Source organism: Pseudoalteromonas sp. S3785, from assembly GCF_005887365.1.
Lineage (GTDB): Bacteria > Pseudomonadota > Gammaproteobacteria > Enterobacterales > Alteromonadaceae > Pseudoalteromonas.
The window spans coordinates 36,199-55,434 of record NZ_PNCT01000024.1 but is presented as its reverse complement, the minus strand read 5'-3'; the positions used below and the strand labels follow the sequence as shown (position 1 = coordinate 55,434).

The 19,236-nt window shown below is 38.5% G+C and carries 14 protein-coding genes; 11 read left to right on the top strand and 3 right to left on the bottom strand.

Annotated features, from left to right (window positions below):
* Positions 1 to 67 precede the first annotated feature (67 nt).
* The 3 genes from CWC17_RS06950 (at position 68) to CWC17_RS06940 (ending at position 5,093) form a co-directional block, all read left to right on the top strand.
* A complete protein-coding gene (locus CWC17_RS06950) occupies positions 68 to 1,675 on the top strand; it encodes a beta-helix domain-containing protein (RefSeq protein ID WP_138612446.1) in 1,608 nt (535 codons plus the stop codon).
* A 72-nt stretch (positions 1,676 to 1,747) separates the two neighbouring features.
* Positions 1,748 to 4,471, top strand: coding sequence for a TonB-dependent receptor domain-containing protein (locus CWC17_RS06945; protein WP_138612445.1), 2,724 nt, complete (start codon positions 1,748 to 1,750; stop codon positions 4,469 to 4,471).
* A 274-nt stretch (positions 4,472 to 4,745) separates the two neighbouring features.
* A complete protein-coding gene (locus CWC17_RS06940) occupies positions 4,746 to 5,093 on the top strand; it encodes a hypothetical protein (protein WP_138612444.1) in 348 nt (115 codons plus the stop codon).
* Positions 5,094 to 5,146: 53 nt separating this feature from the next.
* Here the strand turns inward: CWC17_RS06940 and CWC17_RS06935 are convergent, their stop codons facing one another.
* Positions 5,147 to 5,566: a hypothetical protein gene (locus CWC17_RS06935; protein WP_138612443.1), complete on the bottom strand. Its 420-nt coding sequence runs from the start codon at positions 5,564 to 5,566 to the stop codon at positions 5,147 to 5,149.
* Between the two features lie 264 nt (positions 5,567 to 5,830).
* Here CWC17_RS06935 and asd point away from each other — a divergent pair, with 264 nt between their 5' ends.
* Positions 5,831 to 6,970 (top strand): aspartate-semialdehyde dehydrogenase, encoded by a 1,140-nt coding sequence (gene asd / locus CWC17_RS06930; protein ID WP_138612442.1) that lies wholly within the window; start codon positions 5,831 to 5,833, stop codon positions 6,968 to 6,970.
* A gap of 56 nt (positions 6,971 to 7,026) precedes the next feature.
* Here asd and CWC17_RS06925 read toward each other — a convergent pair whose 3' ends face one another.
* Positions 7,027 to 8,187 (bottom strand): GGDEF domain-containing protein, encoded by a 1,161-nt coding sequence (locus CWC17_RS06925; RefSeq protein WP_138612441.1) that lies wholly within the window; start codon positions 8,185 to 8,187, stop codon positions 7,027 to 7,029.
* Positions 8,188 to 8,622: 435 nt separating this feature from the next.
* Here CWC17_RS06925 and CWC17_RS06920 point away from each other — a divergent pair, with 435 nt between their 5' ends.
* Positions 8,623 to 9,738, top strand: coding sequence for a DUF748 domain-containing protein (locus CWC17_RS06920; protein ID WP_138612440.1), 1,116 nt, complete (start codon positions 8,623 to 8,625; stop codon positions 9,736 to 9,738).
* Between the two features lie 206 nt (positions 9,739 to 9,944).
* On the opposite strand, the gene CWC17_RS06915 is transcribed toward CWC17_RS06920, so the two are convergent.
* Positions 9,945 to 10,772: an ion transporter gene (locus CWC17_RS06915; RefSeq protein ID WP_138540047.1), complete on the bottom strand. Its 828-nt coding sequence runs from the start codon at positions 10,770 to 10,772 to the stop codon at positions 9,945 to 9,947.
* A gap of 100 nt (positions 10,773 to 10,872) precedes the next feature.
* On the opposite strand from CWC17_RS06915, the gene CWC17_RS06910 reads away from it, so the two are divergent.
* The 6 genes from CWC17_RS06910 to CWC17_RS06885 all read left to right on the top strand — a co-directional run bounded on the left by CWC17_RS06910 (position 10,873) and on the right by CWC17_RS06885 (position 19,235).
* Positions 10,873 to 11,085 (top strand): hypothetical protein, encoded by a 213-nt coding sequence (locus CWC17_RS06910; RefSeq protein ID WP_138612439.1) that lies wholly within the window; start codon positions 10,873 to 10,875, stop codon positions 11,083 to 11,085.
* A gap of 3 nt (positions 11,086 to 11,088) precedes the next feature.
* Positions 11,089 to 11,370 carry a hypothetical protein gene (locus CWC17_RS06905; RefSeq protein WP_055019016.1) on the top strand — a complete coding sequence of 94 codons (282 nt, stop codon included), beginning with the start codon at positions 11,089 to 11,091 and terminating at the stop codon, positions 11,368 to 11,370.
* A 59-nt stretch (positions 11,371 to 11,429) separates the two neighbouring features.
* Positions 11,430 to 11,624: a YwbE family protein gene (locus CWC17_RS06900; protein WP_138612438.1), complete on the top strand. Its 195-nt coding sequence runs from the start codon at positions 11,430 to 11,432 to the stop codon at positions 11,622 to 11,624.
* On the top strand, positions 11,621 to 12,136 hold the full coding sequence (locus CWC17_RS06895; protein WP_138612437.1) for a DUF4240 domain-containing protein: 516 nt from the start codon (positions 11,621 to 11,623) through the stop codon (positions 12,134 to 12,136). Before CWC17_RS06900 ends, CWC17_RS06895 begins: the two co-directional genes overlap by 4 nt.
* Positions 12,137 to 12,325: 189 nt before the next feature.
* Entirely contained in the window at positions 12,326 to 18,622 is a 6,297-nt protein-coding gene (locus CWC17_RS06890) for a M4 family metallopeptidase (protein WP_138612436.1), read from the top strand.
* A 172-nt stretch (positions 18,623 to 18,794) separates the two neighbouring features.
* Positions 18,795 to 19,235, top strand: a complete 441-nt coding sequence (locus CWC17_RS06885; protein WP_138612485.1) for a hypothetical protein — start codon at positions 18,795 to 18,797, stop codon at positions 19,233 to 19,235.
* Position 19,236 lies beyond the last annotated feature (1 nt).

The following is a 19,236-nucleotide window of genomic DNA, read 5'->3' as shown; positions in this document are numbered from 1 at the left end:
CTTAAAGTGACTTAAGTTTTTACTTAAAGCGCTAACACAATAATTAAATACTTTTACGGAGTGAACAATGAAATTATCTGGCTTATTCAAAATCAGCTTAGTGACTACAGCAATAACATTGGCTGGTTGTGGCGGTGGAGATATTAACGTTACACCGACTACAGTTGATAACAGTGTAGACAATTCAGTGACTAACCCAGGTGGTAATAATGGTGGCGATACAATAAGTTGCGCCACATACACATTAGATGGCGCTACATTTACAGGTGAAGCAGAAGGCGTTAACTGTTTATACAGCCAAGCATTTGCAAGTAATGCAAAAGAAATTACTAGCTCTTTTGTTATCCCTGCGCTAGATGATGGCGGTGCCCATGTATTTGAAGGTGCTTTATTTATAGGTGACGATGTAGACACATCTACAGGCGCAACTATTGATGTTAATGGCCCAACATTGTCTATAGAAGCAGGTGCTACTATTGCGTTTACTAAGCCAGAGAGTTTTATTCGTATTGCTCGTGGTGCAAATATTGAAGCAATTGGTGAAGTAAATAAGCCAATTATTTTCACAAGTATTAAAGAAGTTGATGGTGACGATTCAACAACCGCTCAAATTGGGGATTGGGGTGGTGTTCAGGTAAATGGACATGGCCATTCTATTCGTTGTACAGCGACAGCAGCGGCACAAGACATGTGTAACCATTCAGCTGAAGGCATTGTATCTTATTACGGTGGTAATGATCCGCAAGATAGTAGCGGTATTCTAAAGCATATTGTTATTAAGTATGCAGGTTTTGGTGTTGAAGGTGATGAGCTAAACGGTTTAACACTAAATGCTGTTGGCTCAGGCACAACAATTGATTATGTTCATGTACATAATGGTTTTGATGATGGAATAGAGCTCTTTGGTGGTAGCGTTAACCTTAAACACATTGTTGTTACTGATACAGGTGATGACGGTATTGACTGGGATGAAGGTTGGAAAGGCTACGGACAGTACATTCTTGTACGTTCAAATGAATATGGAAATCATGGTTTTGAAACAGATGGCGCAAAAGTTGATCCATTATCTGCAGACGCACAAGACTTAGTAACGACTGTTTCTAACCCAACTATTGCTAATGCAACCGTTGTTACTACTGGTGAACAAGGTGCTGAAGGGCGTCGTACTGGTGCCGGTATGGAAATGAAAGAATGGGGTAAAGCGCAATTAGCTAACATGTTGTTTGTAAATTCATCATCTGTAGATGGTGCTGGCTGTTTTGATTTATATAATGAAAAAGATAAGTCAGGAGATGCTGGTGTGCATGCCAATGCAAACAACGGTGATATCGCATTTATGAGTTCAATATTTGCGTGTGGTAAGAATTTTGAAAACGTAAATACTCCTTTAACCGGCGCGTTAGCAAGCTTTGATATCAATACCTGGTTTACTGGTGGCGAAAATAACCAGCTGATTGGTTTTGCTGATTTTGCAAATGTGCTTGGTGCTGATGGTGTTTCAACTGCAGCAACTATTACAGATTCACAAGGTAATACGGTAGCGACAACAGCGAAAGACATGAGTGAAGTTGACTCTTTCTTTACTAACGCAGGCTACATTGGTGCACTTAAAGAGGGTGAATCAAGTGAATGGGCTGATTTTGTAGCTGCATCTTTACAACGCGCTAGTAATTAATCTAGACCGGCTCTAATTATAAGGCGCTTTGGCGCCTTTTTTAAGGGAATTTTAGGTTTAGAGGATATAAATATGAAACATCAAAAGCAGTTTAAAACTAATCTAATAACGTTATCTCTGCTCTCCCTTTTTTCTTCATTTAATTCTTTCGCTGAACAGGCACAAGAAATAATCAATGAAGAAGCGATAGAAGAAGTTGTTGTAACAGGTACACGCCTTAAAGGCAGTGCGAGTGCAGTAATTGATGAACGTAAAAATCAGGCATTTGTTGCTGATATAATGGGTTCAGAGCAAATATCTAGAACGGGTGATAGCGATGCCGCTTCAGCACTTCGTCGTGTTACAGGTTTATCGTTAGTTAACGATAAGTTTATTTATGTACGCGGTTTAGGTGAGCGTTACTCAAGCGTGCGTTTAAATGGCGCGGTTGTTCCAAGCCCAGATCTGACCAGAAATGTAATTCCACTTGATATTTTCCCATCAAGTATTATTGAATCTTTAGCTGTTCAAAAAGCCTATTCACCTAATATGCCTGCGGCTTTTGGTGGTGGTGACGTTAATATCAGGACGAAAAGCATTCCAAGTGATACTTTATTTAAAGTTGAGATTGGTGCTAGCTATAAAGATACAAACGATGAAGGTTATACATACAGTGGCGGCAGTGATGACTGGTTAGGTAAAGACGATGGTACACGCGCATTACCAGGAGCCGTTAAAACGGCGCTAAATACCTATATCAATGGCTTGTCTGATATCTCATATAGAAATATAAGGGATGTGGAGTCAAGGCTTCAGGGGGCTGATATTGGTCAAGCAGCTGCAATAGACTTAAATAAAAGTTTATCAAAAGCACTACCAAGAGATTTTGGCTTAGAGAAAGAAAGCTTAAACCCTGATGCAGGCATTAAAGCTGTTTATGGCGACCGATTTGATAACTTATTTGGTTTGGATGGCTCTTTTGGCTTTTTAGCATCAGTTGCTTATGAAAATGAATGGTCTAATGCTGAGAAGTTTAGCGCAGTACTTTCATCTGTTGACGCATCCGAATCTGAATGTTCAAAAGATGACTTTAGTTGTTACTCTGCCACAGAGAAAGAAGTATCAACAAAGCATAATATAAAATTAAATAGCTCTCTAAATTTAGGTTATAAAATTGGCGGCCATGATTTAACAGCCACCTATATGATGCTACGAGATACTGAAGATGAAGCTTCTGTCGCACTTTACCAAGAGCCTTCAAAGTCATTAAGCATTGATGCTGGGCAATTACAGCGAAGCCACTTAACCTCTTTTGAGGAACGGGAACTTGAAATACTTCAACTTCGTGGAATGCACAATTTAGAGTGGAGTTTTCTTGACGGTGTTGGTGTAGATTGGCAATACACTGATTCAACAGCGACAACGAGTATACCTGGCGAACTTGAAGTAACGGTGCGTGATGAGTACGCTGATGGCGAATATCAGCGTACCTTTTATAATGGCAGCTTAGGTGGCAATCCTTATTTGTATCGATTTGTTGAGCTAGAAGACGATGTAGAAAACTGGGGCGTTAATATTAACAAAGTTTTTTACTTTGAGAACGCCGAAGTTGAAATCGCGGGTGGCGGCTATTTTGTTGAAAAAACGCGTGATTACCGCACCGACTTTTTTAACTATCGTTTTAGCCAAACACAGTCTTTAGATTTAGCACAAAGTGAAGAAGAAGCGCTGTCAATTGGTAGTTTCTTTGCAAATGATGCAGTGATCGATTCAACGGATGTAGAGTTATTGTTTCAAGAACCTACAGCCGATGATTACTTAGCAGCGCAAATGATTGATGCTTATTACGGCTCTTTTGATATCACTTTTGCTCAAGATTGGCGTTTAAGTGGTGGTGTGCGTTACGAGGACTTCCGCCAAGTTGCGCTTGCTTTTTCACGCTCAGCATTTGATCCTGCTTTATTGGCAGATAAATTAAGTGCAGATGCGATAAAACAAGCAAGTGTGATGGAAGATGAGTATTTTACTTCATTATCTATGACATACAGTCAGCAGTCGTACCAGGTTCGTTTTGGCTATGGCAGCACGGTTGTTCGTCCTGACTTGCGTGAGTTAAGCCCTGTTCAATTCCAAGATCCGTTGACCGGTTATCGAACGCTTGGTAATCCATTCTTAGAATCTAGTTACCTAGATAACTTTGATGCACGTATCGAATTTTATATGGACAATGGTGATAACTACTCAGTTGGCGCATTCTATAAAGATATAGATAACCCAATCGAAGCATTATTAACTGAAAGTGATGGCCGTTTTACTTTGCAGTTTGACAATGCAGATACAGCCTATGTTTACGGTATAGAAGCAGAATGGTTAACTGAGTTGCATAGTGATTTATTAGGAGGTGCTTTTTTTACTTCTGGTAATTTAACAGTAAGTGATTCAGAAGTTGAAATTGCACAAGAGCAGCGCGCCGACCTTACTAATCTAAAACGACGTATGACTGGGCACTCAAAGTATGTTGCCAACTTACAATTGAATTACGATTCGCATGATGGCATGCACCAAGCTTCAGTTATTTATAACGTATTTGGTGACCGTATTTTAGCTGCGGGTGTTAACAATTTTGATGACGCTTACGAACAACCTTTAAACTCGTTAGACATGGTTTATAGTTACTACCCAACGTTCAATACTACATTAACACTCAAAGTGAAAAATATGTTAGGACAAAACTTTGAAGTAGAACAAAATGATGTGTTAATTCGTTCTCAAGAAACGCCTAGAGAGTTGAGTTTAAGCTTTAGCTATGAGTTTTAAAGCCCCGAACGACTAAAATAAGCCGATACAACCTAGCCCTGCCATATGTAGGGCTTTTTACTAGCTCAGTTTTAGACGCAGTTGTAGTTTATTATTTTTTATATAAATGGTGTTTTTATATCTCTTTTAACTTAAACATCATTCACTTCATACACATACTCTCTCTAAATCATTTAACTTTAATTACTCTTTAACAAATAAATCACAATTACTATTTATATTTAACGGGCTGTAATTAAGTTTTTATAATTTTATTTTAAAAGGAATAATATCCATGAATTTACTAAGAAAGGTTATTAGCTCAGTTGTTATAGTTGGTTCTTTTGGTTTTGCGAATGATGCTCTAGCTGCAAGATCATGTTCTGTTATTGTCGATGATATCCAGCTAAATCATTCTCAGGTAATTGTAAAAACAACTAATAGTATTACTCACATGGCTAATGACAAGTTAACTTTAGCTTACCAAGACACTCAATTTAGCCAGATCTTAGAAAAGCTTGCTGAAGCAAAAAGTTTAGAAACGCCTTTAAAAATTTATATACTTGAGGAGTTTAATGGTGATGATGCGCGCAGTTGTAGTGATAGCATTACTGACTATATAGGATCAGTTCATCGCATCTAATGGTCTAAATTGTTTGTAGCCCCATAATTAGTAAAGGGCTACAATTTAATATACTACTGACACTTTATAGTTGCATAAAGTTGATAGCATTGATTTTTACTACCGGTGCTTTTCACTGTCCATAATTGGTTATACCAATCAAAGTTACCATAAGCGCTTTCATCTTCCCCACAAGTAATTGTACTTCCAGAGATTTCTTGGTTATGGCCACGTTCTTCACAAAATTGATTTCCATTTGTAGATCCTACGAAAAATGGCTTTAAGTTACCATTTATCCACACTTTTGGGCTGTAATAGGTTGTGGCAGTATTAACTAAGACGCCTTGTCGTTCTTCTATACCAACTTCAGCACGTGTAAAGGTTACTTGTCCATCTTTATTTAGCGTCATTTCGTTTGCTGAAATCGTTGAGTTTGCAAATACATTAATCGATGTTGAACTCAAAGCAAGTAGAGCGAAAGTTAGTGTTTTCATCATTTTTCCTTTGGTTAATATAAAATTTAATAAATGTCTGTATTTAATGTTCCTACTAAGCTTGGTCGGTTTAGGTTTCAACAGGGTGACGCTTTTATTAATGTTTAATTTATCTACCTTTTGTCACATGCCCTTACAGTATGAAAAATATTTAAGTTTCGATTTATTCACTAGTTTTAGGGTGCTTAGGGTGTTATTTTGGCGTTAATAAAAATTAATTCTCACGCAATGAATTTTAATTTTTAATGTATTAAGGCATCTTTTATGAACCAAACAGTGGAACAAACAATGAAAAAAGTAGGATTAGTCGGTTGGCGTGGCATGGTAGGCTCTGTGTTATTAGAACGTATGCAACAGCAAAGTGATTTTGCACATATCGACACCACCTTTTTCACCACCTCACAAGCTGGGCAACTCGGCCCTGATATTGCGGGCGACGCAAAACCGTTATTAGATGCAAGTGATGTAAATGAACTTGCTAAAATGGATATTATTGTTACCTGTCAAGGTGGTGATTATACCAAAGCGGTTTACCCTAAATTACGCGAATCGGGTTGGGATGGTTACTGGATTGATGCGGCATCTGCACTGCGTATGGTTGATGACAGCATTATTGTACTTGACCCTGTAAATAAAGATGTCATTGAACAAGGTTTAGCGCAAGGCGTAAAAACTTTTGTAGGTGGTAACTGTACCGTATCGTTAATGCTACTTGCTTTAGGTGGTTTGTTTGAGCAAGACTTAATTGAGTGGGTAAGCCCAATGACTTACCAAGCGGCCTCTGGTGCCGGCGCTCGTAATATGAAAGAACTTATTGCACAAATGGGCGCTATTCATTCAAGCGTTGCCGAGCAACTAGATAACCCAAGTTCAGCTATTTTAGAAATTGATAAAATAGTGAGCGAAAAAATGGCTTCAAGCGATTTACCACAAGACCAATTTGGCGTACCGCTAGCCGGTAGCTTAATTCCTTGGATTGACGTGCCAATGCCAAGTGGCCAGTCTAAAGAAGAGTGGAAAGCTCAGGTTGAAGCGAACAAAATTTTAGGCTCTTCTAAACAGCCAGTGCCCATTGATGGTTTATGTGTACGTATTGGTGCAATGCGTTGTCATAGCCAAGCGATGACCATTAAATTACGTGAAGATATTAGCGTAGAAAAAATTGAAGAAATTTTAGCGTCGCATAACGAGTGGGTTAAAGTGATTCCTAATGAGCGCGAAATTAGTGCTACCGACTTAACACCTGTTAAAGTAACAGGTACTTTAAGTATTCCTGTTGGCCGTATTCGTAAACTTGCTATGGGCCCTAAATACATCAGCGCATTTACTGTGGGCGATCAGCTGTTATGGGGTGCTGCAGAGCCACTTCGTCGTATGCTGCGCATTATTGTAGATGGTGAATAATTTCTGCATTTAAAAGTGTATATTAAAAAGGGGTTAGCCTATTGCTAACCCCTTTTTTAGTTAAGCGGCACTGCATACGCTACTTTATTTTTCCCCTCGTGTTTTGCTATATACAACGCTTTGTCTGCTAAATCTATTGCTTTATCAATTGGCGTGTTAACAGACTTAATGTTGATCACCCCAAAGCTTGCCGTAACATTTATGCATTGCTTTTCGTATTCAATAGGCTTACTCGCAAGAGTTTCTCGCAGTTTATCAGCAAACTGCTGTGCTTTTAGTTCTGAGTCTCTAGCTATGAGAACGACAAATTCTTCTCCGCCTAGTCGAGCAAAAATATCGTCTTTTTGTAAACACATTTTTATACGCTGAGTTGCTTGGACTAGCACTTCGTCTCCTGCGGCGTGTCCATAGTCATCATTTATATTTTTAAATGAGTCTATATCCCAATATATAAGGGATACATGCTGTTTACAGCCAAGCTGAGATTCAATTTTTTGTTGGCCAATGTCGTAAAAGCCACGTCTGTTAATACACTGTGTGAGTACATCAGTCATGGCCAGTTTTTGCATTTCTTGGGCTAAATCAGAAGCCATTATAAAAATAATAAACACCGCCATACCAACATGCGCAGTCGGGACTGTGATAAAATTAATGAGTGTGTATAAATCTAAATAAGCTTGGTTTACTTGGCTGCCTTGCATAAGTGCAATCGTCGCAGCAATAAATAAACACACTCCACACACTGTGTAAGTAATGGCAGCTCCAATTTCGGCAGGTAGCGATTTAGCTTTATGTTTTATGATGATGACGGCATTGATCAGTAGCAGTAAAATATCGTAATAAATATACAACGACATGGATAAACCAATATGAACATTTACGGCTTTATAATAATAAACTGAGGCTAAGGTAATTACAGCTATTGCTAATAAATACCTTAAATTAATAGGACTTCCAGCTCGAATAGCGTGTCCCCAAGTTCCCAAAATTACAGACCCCATAGATAAACTGACCCCTGTCATCCAATAGAGGGTGTCTGAGTCGAAGTGAGGCCGCAATAAAATAGTCCCCCATTGGCACGCAGAAAGTATAAACGCGCCTGCCCAAAATAAAGCATACGACTTTTTGCCTAGTGTAAACCACGCCATTAAAAATATAACAGACCAAATAATGCTGGTTAGCAAAAGAGTAATTAAAATAAAAAATATTGGGCTCATAGAGTCTATGTTCTTGTGTAAGTTATCTTTTACTGTAGTTGAGCTTATAAGTTTATTCGAGTGGGTTAGGTGTTTTTAGCCGTTGCTTTTTTAAATGTTTATGTATTGGGTGAATTTAGCTAATACTTATGTATTGTGCCTCGTGGTATGCCTTTTGCTCACAATATTGTGATATACCTTTATTCGTTCGGTTTCAGCTTTTTTGTGAGTATTTAATTCACTTTTGTAGGTATTTTTTACTTAAACCGAGTTATTTATACCAATTGCTTTAATCAACTTATCTCTTTGAGAGTGAGCACATGTTGTCGGCGATGCAAAAACGCGTTATTTAATTTTTTCTAATTAAAATTTTAACGCTTGTTGCAACATCTATCGCTCAGCAAAATGATTAAGTCTTTATAGCGATTGGTATGAGCCTTCACATAAGGAAAGATAATGGCTTCTACTTTTAAAAATTCACGCGCAAAATGGTTTTATGCCTTAGTGGTTACAGCCTTGCTGTTAATTTTACTCAGAGCAATAGCCCCTTATGCCGTGCAATATTATGTAAATCAGCAGCTTGAACAAACTCAAGGCATAACAGGGCATGTTGGTGATGTAGATTTATATTTATACAGAGGCGCTTACGCTGTTGACGATGTAGAAATTTACGCGGTAGATGCCACGCAGGTTCCTAAGCCGCTACTCTCTATAGATACGCTCGATTTTTCGCTCGCGTGGTCTGCTTTATTGAACGGTAATTTTGTCACCAACATGGCTTTTATCCGCCCAGAGATTGTTATTTACGATAAGGACCCCGCTACTGCAGAACAAAACCAACAAGTTAAAGACGAGACAACGTGGGTAGGCCTTGCCAATGATCTGGTACCGTTTTCAATCGATATGCTTCGTATAGAGAAAGGTAAAGTAACTCTAGTTAATGCCACCAGCGAAGGAGAGCAGCCAACCTATATATCAAATATAAACGCTAATATTAACAACATTACCAATGCACAAAACCTCTCTAAAACCTTAGTTACGAGTTTAAAAGTAGAGGGGCAACTAATGGGTGAAGCTAAGTTGTCTTTAAATGGTAAATTAGACCCCTTTAGCGATAAAGCTAACTTTGATTTTAATGTTGAAGTGCAGCGTTTTTCGGTTAAAAACCTTGAGACTGTTTTTAAAGTGTATACCCCATTTGATATTGAAGCCGGCGGCATAGATGGCGCCATGGAATTGGCCGCTAACAATAATAACTTAAATGGATATGTAAAAGCCGGTGTTCATGACTTAAGTGTTTTTTCGTGGCGTGAAGATATAGAAAAAGATGATGACGGCCTATTTACCGTTATTTTTGAAGGCAGTATTGATTTACTCGGTGCGCTTTTAGAAAACGACGAGTCAGAGCTGGTGGCTGCTCGGGTGCCCATAGATGGACAGCTAGACAACGCTGATGTATCTACTTTTGAAGCCGTGATCTCGGTATTAAAAAACGCGTTTTTTGAAGCATTTAAAATGAAGGTTGATAATGTGATTTCATTTGAAAGCACACAAGAGCAACAAGACGAGTAACACAAATTCACTTAATTAAGCTCTTTATTTTAAGAGGGAAAACGTTTAGGTAGCAGGTAAAAAAATTCGTTATTAGTTGTTCTAATTGAGTGAGTTTTAACTCAGGTTGCGACACGTTTAACCCCGCAAAATGAGCAAGTATTATTGCAAATTGGTATTCCATACAGCCCTTTGTATTAATTCAATACAAAGGGCTTTTTGAGCTTTTAGCTAGGTGTATTTTTATTTTCTGATGTTTTACTTAATAAGGTTTTTAGCTCAGCTATTTGCGCTTGTAGCTCTAGCACTTGTCCCTGCGTTGCAGGCAGTGAGTTGTTATCTGCTTTTAGCTCACGGGCACTGCGATGTTCTTCGCTCATTACTTCTAAAATAGCACCTACCATCATGTTTAAAAATACAAACGCAGTTAAAAAGATAAACGTGAGGTAGTAAATCCAGCTCAGCTCGTACACCGCCATAGTTTCGTACATAATGTCGGTCCAATCTTCAAAGGTGGCTATTCTAAATAGCGTAAGCATTGAAATGGATACATCTTGCCAAAGCACTGGGTTAATATCAGCAAACATCATACTGCCCATGGCTGCGTAAATATAAAAAATAACAAACATTAGCAGCGCTATATAGCCCATTTGCGGAATGGCTTTTAGCAAGGAATTAACTAATAAACGCAGCTCTGGGATCATAGACACTAAACGCAGTACCCTAAATATACGTAGCAATCGGGCAAGTAACATGGTTGAACCTGCAGCAGGGTAGAGGCTACCAAGTACAATAATGGTATCGAATATATTCCAGCCCTTTGAAAAGAAGTCTTTTATACCTTTACTTGCAATAAAGCGAATAATTAACTCAATTAAAAAGAAGGTAGTAATCCCAACATCCATCCAATTAAGGGCAAATTCTACAGTCGGGTGAAGTGAGTAAGTGTGAGCACCTACAGTAAGAGCAGAAACAACAATAACAGCAATAACAAATGATTGAAATATCTTGCTTTTGTCTATACGCTGAAACAACTTTTGTAACTGCGACATCATAATTATGAATCCTATGCAAAGTAAGGTTTTATGGCGCTAATATACAATAATATTGTTGTGATTTAACCCATTTTTATCACTAAAAATGTAAGGAAATTTAATGATAATCAGTCAAATAACTAAAAGTGCATTGCTGCTTGTGGGATTATCGGTACTTGCAGGGTGTAGCTCTGATGCCCGCTTTCACGAAATACAATCGGCACGCCTTGATGAATGTAATTATAAAGCCGATAAAGAGTATTATGAGTGCCTTGAACAACAAGATAAAAATTTCGAAGAATATAAAAAACAGCAAAGCGAACAAACACAATAATCTATGACTAAAACACAAAAATTGCGCGACAAACAAATACGTCAAGCTCTCACTCACGCCTGTGAGCAAATAAAAGCGACTCATTATGGTTTTGCCTATTTAACTCACACCATTGATTTAAAAAATGAAGCAAAGTCACTAAAAATAAGCTGCTATTTTGAAGATGATATAGCCTATCACGATGCCGAGGCGCATTTTTCTCAGCTAGTCGATATTATTAACGCTGAACTTAGCAAAATTAGCTTACCAGTAGCGGCTAAGCAAATAGCGTTTTTAGTTGATTAACATTGGTTTGCCAAGCTATGGACGGTATAATTACCAAAATTATTTTTAGGATGTAAAGCATGGCTGTTCCATCGCGTTCGCAAATCACACCAGGTACAAGCGTAAATATTGTATTAAAAGAAGATCAACGCAGCGGCACATTAACACAAGGTGTAGTTGAGCGTTTATTGACTAAGTCACCTAATCACCCGCATGGTATTAAAGTACGCCTAGAAGACGGTCAAGTTGGTCGAGTGAAAGAGATTTTAGAATGACAGCGTTAACTGAGCAGGAATTTTGGGACTTAGTAACTACCCCCGACCTTGGGCTCGACCCACAAAGTGTAAGTGAAAACTTAAAAGCTAAATTGAGCGAGCTAACTGATGAGCAGCTTATTGCTTTTGATAAGTTTTTTGGTATTCACATGCGCAAATGTTTTACCTGGGATTTATTTGGCGCTGCATTTGTTATGGCCGGTTGTAACGATGAATACGGCTTTAGCGAATTTAGGTGTTGGCTTATCTCTCGCGGACAAACAGTATTTAACAATGCTTTAGATAACGCCGACTCACTTGCACAGTGCACCCCAGTGTATTATTTAAATGAGCAACCTTACCCTTATATTGATGAGTATGATTTAATTGCGGGTTTACTCTATGAAGAGCGTAACGATGACGAATTACCTTTTGTACCCTCAGGGGAGCAACCTACAGGTAAGCGCTTTAAAGACAAACCCAAGTTTTTAAAACAAAGCTATCCGCAATTATTTGCAAAATACTGGCAGTAATACTCAACGCTACTAACATTCAAGATGGTTACATTTAGTGTCATCATCTTGAATTTTCCTTTCACAGTTGTTCACAATCGTACCTATTTATACATTTTTTAAATGACTCTATGTTAATTGTTATGTTACATTAGTGTGTTTTAAAATGAACAAACACTGAATAATAACAATATACGACATAGGAATGTTATGTATAAAACACTCTCATCAGGATTGATAGCGTTTTGCTTTTTAAATTCGCTAAGTGCACACGCGGCGGTTTCGCAACGAGTAAACAAATCATCTTTATCAGAAGTTAACTTACTTTTAAATCAAAGCGTAGGTTTAACTAATAGCTCTTCTAACCACGCTTACTTTATTGAGTTAGATACTCCTCAAGCCTTCAATTTAAAACAAACTCGGTCATCAGCTAAAAAGATGCAGCAGTTTTTTGCAGGCGTGCCAATTTGGGGGCAGCAAATACGAGTGCAACCTAGCAATCACCACATAAGTGGTTTTTTTGCGAAAAATATTGATGCTGTATCTTTAAATAAAACGGCTAATAGTCAATTTGATGAAACTACTGCGGTTAAATCTATTTTAACAAAAGCCAAGCTTGATGAATCGACGGCTTATCAAATAGCTAACAACCAACGGTATGTTTATATTGATAGCGGAGTGGCACATTTTGTTCGCTTAATTGAATTAAACGTGTTTGAAAATGGCATTGAAAAAAAGCCTACAGCTTTAGTAAGCGAATCTGATTACAGTGTATTTAAACAGTGGGATAATATTAAAAATGCCCACGGTACAGGCCCTGGAGGAAATGAAAAAACAGGGCAATATGAATACGGTACTGATGTTGAAGCACTGGATATTACGCAACGTGGTGAGCTGTGTTTCTTAGAAAATGATAAAGTTAAAACTGTCACTATGGAGTCTGGCTTTGAGCCAAGTGAAGCATACTCGTTTGCCTGTGATAGGAATACTCACAAAGAAGTTAATGGCGCTTACTCCCCATTAAATGATGCTCACGCCTTCGGTACTGCGGTATTTGATATGTATCAACAATGGTACAACACAGCCCCGCTTACTTTTCAATTGTTAATGCGTGTTCACAGTGGTAACAACTGGGAAAATGCAACTTGGAATGGTCAGGCTATGACCTTTGGCGATGGCGCTGATAGGTTTTACCCGTTAGTTTCACTTGATATCGTCTCTCATGAGGTAAGCCATGGTTTTACTAGTCAAAACTCTAATTTAATTTATGCAGAACAATCGGGGGGGATAAACGAATCTTTCTCTGATATGGCAGGTGAAACGGCAGAGTATTTTTTGCGCTCAGAGACTGATTGGTTATCTGGTGCTGATATTTCAAAAACAAGCCCGGCACTACGTTATTTTGAAACGCCATCTCTAGATGGCGTTTCGATTGATCACGCAAGTGATTACTACTCAGGTATGGATGTTCACTTTAGCAGTGGTGTGTTTAATCGTGCTTTTTTCCTTCTTTCGAATACTCAGGGGTGGGACCCTAAAAAAGCGTTCGAAATAATGCTTTTTGCAAATCAAAATTATTGGGTTAATTCTAGTGATTTTATTGATGGTGCCTGTGGCGCTATAAACTCTGCCATTGATTTAAGATATGAAGCTAACGATGTTATTGCAGCATTTAATGAAGTAGGTGTTACTTGCGATAATATTCAGTTTATAGATGCCGATGCAGACTTAATGGATGATAACTGGGAGTTATTTTACGGGTTAGATCCAAGTACTGCTGATGACGCTGGACTTGATTTAGACCAAGATGGTTTAAAAAACCTAGAAGAATACTTAGCCAATACTTTCCCAAATGCAATGGATACCGACTCAGATAATCTATCAGATTATGATGAAGTTAATGTATACCTTACTAAACCTAACAATGCAGACTCTGACTTTGACCGCATGCCTGATGGGTGGGAAGTTTCGTTTTCACTAAACCCGCTAAATGCAGATGATGCCCAGCTTGATTTAGACTCAGACACATGGAGTAATGTAATTGAGTTTTTTGGCAACAGCGACCCTTCAGATGCGAGCTCTGAGCCAACCTTTTTTCCAGGAACAACCTTCAATTTTGATGATGCTCAAGTACCCAGTTTGTTTATTTCGTCGAACGTGCAGACACCTTGGTTAACAACTGAGTTTGATGGCCGCTCTGGCTTTGTGCTGACTAATAACGACATTACAGACAACCAATCTACCAGTGTTGAGTTCAGCTTTTTAAGTGGCGAGCAACGCTATGTAAACTTTAGCTATGCATTAGACACAGAAGGTGGTTATGACTACTTTAGTGTTCAGATAAATGGTTCAATTGTTTTAGATGAGTCAGGAATAAGCGAGTGGAAGGACGCGTCTTTCCAAGTTCCTGCTGGACTAAATACTGTTAAATTCACCTATTCTAAAGATGTATCCGTTTCTACTCCTGCAGATGCTGTATATATAGATAATTTATACATAGGGCCTAACTTTCCTGATGCAGATAATGACGGTATGTCTGATTCTTGGGAATTACTGCATGGTCTTGATACAAATAACAGTGAAGATGCATCATTAGATGCTGATGCGGACGGCTTATCTAATCTATTAGAATTTCTAAATGCGGGTTTACCAAATAACCCTGATACAGATGGCGATACTATTCCTGATGGTTGGGAGTACAATAATAGTTTAGATCTAACCAGTTCGTCAGATGCAGCAGAAGATGCAGATAATGATGGGTTTTCAAATTTAACTGAGTATTTAGCAAATACTGACCCACAGTCAGATACTTCTTTCCCTGTTGCTTTAAATATTACTACGTCATTTGAAGGTTCTTCGCTACCTACTTGGATGGTTGAAGCTGAAGGCTCTAGTGCACCTTGGTTTATAACAAATGATTTTGCAACCGACGGTCTACAAAGCATTCGCTCAGGCGTTATTAGTGATTCACAATATAGTAGCTTTACCATAACAGGTTTATTTGAAGAGAGTGTACTGGCATTCGATTACAAAATTGAGTCTGAATTTTGCTGTGACTTCTTAAGTATTATTGTTGATGGGCAAGAAGTTTTTGGGCGTAGTGACCTAAATAATTCCAGTTCCTTAGAGGCAACGTCTGTTTTGCTTAATTTAAGTGAAGGGCTGCATAACATTGAATTTAAATACTTTAAAGATAGCTCCGTTTCAAATGGAGCAGATGCTGTATGGCTTGATAATTTTGCTTTATTTTCAGAAACTGATTTAACAGATACTGATAATGATCAATTGCCAGATTACTGGGAGTTAGTTCATGGGTTAAATCGTCTCGATGCAAGTGATGCTGCATCTGATGACGATACTGACGGTCTTTCAGCCTTAGAAGAATTTAACCTTGGAACTAATCCAACCTCAGGTGATACAGATAATGATGAGCTAAGTGATGGGTATGAGGTAAGTAATGACCTTTTACCTTTAGACGCTGCAGATGCTAATTTAGATTACGATGAAGATGGCTACACCAATATTCAGGAGTTTTACTCTCAGAGTCTAGCTAATGATGCTTCATCATTAGTGCAATCTTTCACGCAATTAAATGAAAGCTTTGAAGATGGACTTCTTCCTTCAATGTTTACCGCACTTGCTGTTAACTCTTGGGGTTGGCAAGCTAATACAAGTTGGTCAACTATGGGCGATGCAAGCCTTAGCTTAGCATTAACGCCTACTAGCAAGGTGGGTGGTTTTGCCATTGCGGGGTTATTTGAAGCCGGTTTTATTAATTTAGACTATTTGGTTTATAACTCTTCAGCGTTGCAAATAAGCTTAAATGGTAGCCCTATAGATGTAAATCGTGGTAGCCAGTCTCGTTTATTGTTACCGGTAGATGATGGTTATAACATTATTAAAGTTAAATATGAGGACGCATACCTTCAGCAGCAGCCGTTATCCGTTGATAATATAACTTGGAGTGCTGAAATTGACATTACCAGCGACTATGATTTGGACGGTATTCCTGATTTTTGGGAATTTGAATATGGGCTAAATGCTTTAGAACCCTACGACGCTAATTATGACTACGACTATGATGGTTTGACTAATTTACAAGAGTATCAACTTTCGGGTAATCCGCTTAGCTCAGATTCAGATGGTGATGGTGTTCAAGACAGTGAGGATAGCCACCCAGATGATGCAAGCCGCGGTGAAAATAGTCCGCCTGAGTTTATATCGAGTCTTGAGCCTATTACGGTAGAGGCGACCTCTCAAAATACAAATATTACTCGTCTATATACTCCAGAGGCTAGAGATAACGGTCATTTAGAGCCTCAAGTATACACAAGCTCAGGGTCTTACTTGCCCCTAGGCGAGCACCAGATTACATGGATTGCACGAGATAATGTTGGTAACGAAACATCGGCTATACAAACAGTCACACTTGTTGATACAACTGCCCCGATTATCCAACCGTATACTTTTAGTGTTTATGGCAGCACGATCACGGCTATAAAAAATGCACTTTTAGATAATCGTGTTATTTACGATAGTGTTTCAGCTATAACGCTTCTGGAAATTGATGATAGCTTTGTATTTAGAACGGGCGATGTATCTATTCCTGTATCTGCTGTAGATGAAGCTGGAAATCATGTATCAGGCGACGTAAGGGCTATGATTTTCCCTGAAATTAGTATTCAGCCTACTACGTATGTGTATCAAAATGGTAATGTGCTTGTAGATGTTTTTATTAGCGGCGCTAACCCATATGGTTACTCTAGCTTTCATTTACAAGCTAATAATAGCACCCAGTATTTTACTACTAATCAGTATGGACCTATTAAGCTTGAGTTAGAGCGAGAATTTGTAGGCAGCGCAGCAAGTATTAGTGTCCTATCTAATGGTAATGTGTTTATAGACAAAAATGATAACAGCCAGCTAGTGTACTTAAGTGAAGCGGCACAGGCGCAGTTTATTACTGATTTTTATCAAAATGGTAAAGCAGTTAATAAAACTATTCAGCGTTCTATACCTGACTTTAATGCCACCATTAAGTTAGTAAATTTACCTAGTACAGGTAGTGATATATCCCTTGAGCTTATTGGCCCCGCAGGTGTTGATTCTTACATTTATAAAACAGCTGATTCACAGTGGGATGTTTCATTTAGTGCAAATCTCTCTGAGCAAACCAATAATATAGATTTAACTTTACGTGTAAAACAAGGTGATGAACTACTAGCAACTAAGCAAACTAGTTTACGTCTTGTTGATAGCGTTATATTTGATGACCCTGAACTAGATACTGATGGCGACGGTATACCTGATATTGAGGAAGGAGTAGGTGATAGCGATAAAGATGGTATTGCTGATTACCTAGATAGCTCATCGGTCACTAATACAGCTATCTTAGCTTCAGGTGATAGTGCTCACAGTATTGATGAGTTTAATCACTTAGCTGTAGGTAGCATCAAAGAGGCTTTAGCAGCGGGTTATATTGCTGATATGTCTATTTCTGAACAAGCGCTCAGCACTTATTTCTCAGATTTAGATCTAATAGAACCTCACTTCCAAGCTAAAAGTGATGTAATTAACCTTCGTGTTACGTTATCTAATTCATCAAGCACCGCAGAAATTGCTCTACCTGAGTATGTAAATGCAATTTTAAGCTCAGACATGCAAGTAAGAGTACTAACCGCGGCTGGTTGGCAGTCGGCCACTGTATTATCAGGTAATGTATATGAGCAAGTGTGTTCACGTTGCTTTAGCTTTGCAATCGCAGATGGTAGCGCATTCGACCTTGATGGAGAGGTAAACGGCGCTATTGAAGTTGTGGCAAAACTAGCTCAAGAGAGTCTAAATCAGGCGCCTGTATTAAATGTAGATATACCAGCCACAATAGAAGAACTTGCTACTATTGAGCTTGATGCTTCTGGCTCTACTGACCCTGATGGCGATACGTTATCTTACGAATGGCGTGTTGAACACTCTCAGTTATCTATTACAACTGAGGATACTCAAGGTAAAGCGGTACTTACCGTGGGTGAGCTTGAGCAAACAGTTGATGCGGATATTACGTTAGTGATATCAGATGGCTATGAGCAATTTACGCAAGTATACACCGTTAGCTTTTTACATGTTAATCAGCTTCCAAGTGTAGAATTAAGTACATCTGCGGTGTCGGTTAAAGAAGGTCAGGAAGTTTCAGTGACAGCGTCTGCAACCGATAAAGAATCCTCAGAGCTTTCTCTTAAGTGGGTTCAAACAATGGGCGTAGAAGTGGCGCTTAACGATGTTGACTCCAGCACACTTAAGTTTACAGCGCCAAGTGTGTCTCAAACTACAGAGCTGGGCTTCAAGCTTATTGTATCTGATGGTGAAGGTGAAACTGAGCAAAGTTTAGCAGTGACCGTCACTAATGCTAGCACAAGTAGTGAAAAGGGCAGTGGTGGTGGTTCATTAGCTTTCATGTTGCTGCTTTTGGCATTTTCTGTTGTGTACACAAGAGCGCAGAGCTTTAAGTAACACTTACTAATAAATATATTTTTATAGTGATAAAAGCCCCTTGATGTATTCAAGGGGCTTTTTCTTTTATGAACCAAATGTATTTTAAGTAAGTATAGAGTTGAGTGTGTTATGCTATTTTTATTAGTAATGAGTTGGAATTTTAATGAGTTATCGTAAAATTTTATTATGTATGAGCTGTTTACTTCTAAGTAATGTACTTTTTGCTAAAACTGTTACGCCGAGTAATAAAAGCCGTTTTATACCGTTATTAAAAACAATGCTTGGCGATTACCAGGTGGTAACTGCTAACTCCCCCTTATGTGTGGATAGTCAGTTGAGTTTAATTAACCCCGTTTACCCTGATGCGGGTTTTAAATTAGGCGAGCATATTGCGTTTGAAAGCCTACACAACGGCACCCGTACAACTAAAAAGCCAAATTTTTGTTTTGTAACTAGCTCTTATAAGTACAAAAGTGATGGTGTTGATAACAGCTTAAAAATGAGCCGCTGTATTGACCCTAATAACGAAAAAACCATCAGACAAAGCATTAAGTTTACCAGTGTTACAACGCTCAAATATACGCAGAATTCCCCGGCAGTAGAGTGCACATTTACAAGACAAGTTGATTAAT

Bases quoted from the DNA above. Each gene is read 5' to 3' on its own strand.
- CWC17_RS06950 (WP_138612446.1), top strand. From the start codon at position 68: ATGAAATTATCTGGCTTATTCAAAATCAGCTTAGTGACTACAGCAATA.
- CWC17_RS06945 (WP_138612445.1), top strand. From the start codon at position 1,748: ATGAAACATCAAAAGCAGTTTAAAACTAATCTAATAACGTTATCTCTG.
- CWC17_RS06940 (WP_138612444.1), top strand. From the start codon at position 4,746: ATGAATTTACTAAGAAAGGTTATTAGCTCAGTTGTTATAGTTGGTTCT.
- CWC17_RS06935 (WP_138612443.1), bottom strand. From the start codon at position 5,566: ATGAAAACACTAACTTTCGCTCTACTTGCTTTGAGTTCAACATCGATT.
- asd (WP_138612442.1), top strand. From the start codon at position 5,831: ATGAACCAAACAGTGGAACAAACAATGAAAAAAGTAGGATTAGTCGGT.
- CWC17_RS06925 (WP_138612441.1), bottom strand. From the start codon at position 8,187: ATGAGCCCAATATTTTTTATTTTAATTACTCTTTTGCTAACCAGCATT.
- CWC17_RS06920 (WP_138612440.1), top strand. From the start codon at position 8,623: ATGGCTTCTACTTTTAAAAATTCACGCGCAAAATGGTTTTATGCCTTA.
- CWC17_RS06915 (WP_138540047.1), bottom strand. From the start codon at position 10,772: ATGATGTCGCAGTTACAAAAGTTGTTTCAGCGTATAGACAAAAGCAAG.
- CWC17_RS06910 (WP_138612439.1), top strand. From the start codon at position 10,873: ATGATAATCAGTCAAATAACTAAAAGTGCATTGCTGCTTGTGGGATTA.
- CWC17_RS06905 (WP_055019016.1), top strand. From the start codon at position 11,089: ATGACTAAAACACAAAAATTGCGCGACAAACAAATACGTCAAGCTCTC.
- CWC17_RS06900 (WP_138612438.1), top strand. From the start codon at position 11,430: ATGGCTGTTCCATCGCGTTCGCAAATCACACCAGGTACAAGCGTAAAT.
- CWC17_RS06895 (WP_138612437.1), top strand. From the start codon at position 11,621: ATGACAGCGTTAACTGAGCAGGAATTTTGGGACTTAGTAACTACCCCC.
- CWC17_RS06890 (WP_138612436.1), top strand. From the start codon at position 12,326: ATGTATAAAACACTCTCATCAGGATTGATAGCGTTTTGCTTTTTAAAT.
- CWC17_RS06885 (WP_138612485.1), top strand. From the start codon at position 18,795: ATGAGCTGTTTACTTCTAAGTAATGTACTTTTTGCTAAAACTGTTACG.